The organism is Candidatus Nitrosotalea sp. FS (assembly GCF_011319475.1).
Taxonomy (GTDB): domain Archaea; phylum Thermoproteota; class Nitrososphaeria; order Nitrososphaerales; family Nitrosopumilaceae; genus Nitrosotalea.
The window spans coordinates 1-2178 of the sequence record NZ_RCMC01000078.1; the positions used below are offsets into that span (position 1 = coordinate 1).

Consider the following 2178-nt stretch of genomic DNA (forward strand, 5'->3'; position numbering starts at 1 on the left):
TCATATCTGATATCAATTTCACATTGACCTGCAGTAGCAACTTCGTGGTGGTGATTGTCACACAGTATACCAAAATATTCATTCAAACATTCAACACAATCGTTTCTAAATTCAGTCAAGGTGTCAGCCGGTGTGCTTGGATAGTATCCTTTCTTTAGCGCCATTGGATAGCCCTTGCCTTCTTGGTTCCATGGGGCTTCCTTGGATTCTATCGAATATGACTGGCCCTTGTAAGGAGTGAGAACATCCCACGTAATCTTGTCAAATACAAAGAATTCTACCTCTGGACCCCAGTAACTATTGTCAAATCCTTGAGTCTTGAGATATTTTTCAGCCTTTTGTGCAATTCCTCTTGGGTCTGATTCCAGCCTGCCCTTGTCCTTTCCCCAGTATACATCACAAATCAATCTGGCAGTCTTTGCATTTGCCATCCAGGGTATGATGGCAAAGGTGCTTGGGTCTGGTTTTAAGACCATGTCAGAATCTTCGATTGATGCAAATCCTACAATTGAGGAACCATCAAGTTTTGGAAGTCCATCTTGCATCTGTTGTGGGGTAAACAGATTTGCAGAAATTGTGGTGTGATGGAATCTTCCCCTAAGACCGGTAAATTGTAAATCGATAAATTTTATCTGATCGTGCTTTATTTTTGAGAAAACATCTTCTGCAGAATAAGAAACGGGTACTGGTTCTCCACCAATCACTTTATATGGCAATTTTGCACCTTGATCATAACACAAAGGGGTCTATGATTTAAGTATTGTTGGATATGGAAATGTCAGAAACAAAAAAAATTGATGTAAACACATTGTATGCCATTCTTCTTCGCGAAGTAGAAAACGATACGGTTCAAGAGGTAGACCCTAACTTGTATCGCAACATTGCAGAATTTCTTGGCAACATAAAGAATCATGATTATGATGGAGTAGAATCAAAGATTACAGAATCACTTGTAAAAATGATAACTGAGATGACTTCGATTCTTTTGAAGACTAGAATTGAAAAGGCAACATCATTAGATGAAATTGACTATACGAATCTTCTTGACGAAGAGAGATTCATTTTAGATTCTGAGGATGAACTACGACAAAGAAAAGAAACTATTCTTTCTGCAACATTTAATGGAAGACTAAAACTTTTAGAAACTGTTGGAGAAAACCACCGAGCCAGATCAATTGCTGTGAGATTTCTCAAGCCAATCGATCAGATAATGGGCACAGACCTCCAGTCATATGGACCATTTGAGGCAGAAGATGTTGCCACGCTTCCCTTTGAGAATGCACGCTCACTTATTGGAAAGAAAGTAGCAGTAAAGGTAAGCTGGGAAGACTAGAAATTAGACAACGGATACGGTGAGATTGTATGCATAACGGAATAGATCTAGACGTCTACTTTGAGATCATACTGTATCCAGTTGCAGGCCTGTTTGTAATAGAAATGATTTCCAGGCTGGCCAAGATTGCAAACTGGGTAAAACTCTTGACCCAAGCCGTAATGTGTGTGGGATTTGGCATTGCATATATTGCAATGCAAGTTGCTCACTGGCTCACGGCTGGTGTGTTATTAGCACTTGCAATTGCATTGTTTTACCAGGCAAAGCGCTCAAAACTTGATCCGCAAAAAGCACTGTACTAACCAAACTTGCCAAAAATTCTCTTGATGAAACTCTGTCTTCCTATTCCCTTTGTTCTTTGGATCTTTTTTTCTCCGAATTTCTTTGATCTTATCTGGAATAGCTTGACACATCGATGTGATTCAGGCAACCTGTGTTCTGCACAAAACTTGTCATTGCAGTAACTGCACTCAAAAGGCAAGTCCTGTGTTTCTCCACAATATGCACAGTCAAATTGTTCCATAATTCCTAATCAACTGTGATCCTAAATTAGTGTTAGTGAGGAAAACTACTTTTGATTAACAAAAACTTATTTACACAAGAGAGCGTGATGAAAAATAGTTTTCAGTATGATAAAAGACCAAGTAGTTGTAGTAACAGGCGCTAGCAGCGGAATAGGATATGCAACTGCTCTTGCAATAGCAAAAGCAGGCGCAAAGGTTGCAGTTGGTGCAAGACGAGTTGACAAGTTAGAGCAACTCAAAAAAGATATTGAAAAAATTGGTGGAGAATGTATCACGGTGTCGTGTGATGTAACAAAGCGCAGTGACTGTGAAAATTTGATT

The 2178-nt window shown here is 39.3% G+C and carries 5 protein-coding genes; 3 read left to right on the forward strand and 2 right to left on the reverse strand.

Going from position 1 to position 2178, the window contains the following annotated elements; genetic code table 11:
* Nucleotides 1-716 (reverse strand): glutamine synthetase beta-grasp domain-containing protein (locus tag DYY66_RS03145; protein ID WP_178085575.1); only part of this gene is annotated, 716 nt, incomplete at its 3' end.
* 59 nt (nt 717-775) lie between these two features.
* Here DYY66_RS03145 and DYY66_RS03150 point away from each other — a divergent pair.
* Together DYY66_RS03150 and DYY66_RS03155 are read left to right on the forward strand one after the other, a co-directional pair.
* A complete protein-coding gene (locus tag DYY66_RS03150) occupies nt 776-1333 on the forward strand; it encodes a DNA replication complex GINS family protein (RefSeq protein WP_166286145.1) in 558 nt (185 codons plus the stop codon).
* Nucleotides 1334-1362: 29 nt separating this feature from the next.
* On the forward strand, nt 1363-1635 hold the full coding sequence (locus DYY66_RS03155) for a hypothetical protein (protein ID WP_166286147.1): 273 nt from the start codon (nt 1363-1365) through the stop codon (nt 1633-1635).
* Here the strand turns inward: DYY66_RS03155 and DYY66_RS03160 are convergent.
* Nucleotides 1632-1856, reverse strand: a complete 225-nt coding sequence (locus DYY66_RS03160) for an AN1-type zinc finger domain-containing protein (RefSeq protein ID WP_166286149.1) — start codon at nt 1854-1856, stop codon at nt 1632-1634. The two genes, DYY66_RS03155 and DYY66_RS03160, sit on opposite strands and share 4 nt — an antisense overlap.
* Nucleotides 1857-1962: 106 nt before the next feature.
* Between DYY66_RS03160 and DYY66_RS03165 the strand changes: the two genes are divergently transcribed.
* Nucleotides 1963-2178: SDR family oxidoreductase (locus DYY66_RS03165; RefSeq protein WP_166286151.1), on the forward strand; the 216-nt coding region annotated here is incomplete at its 3' end.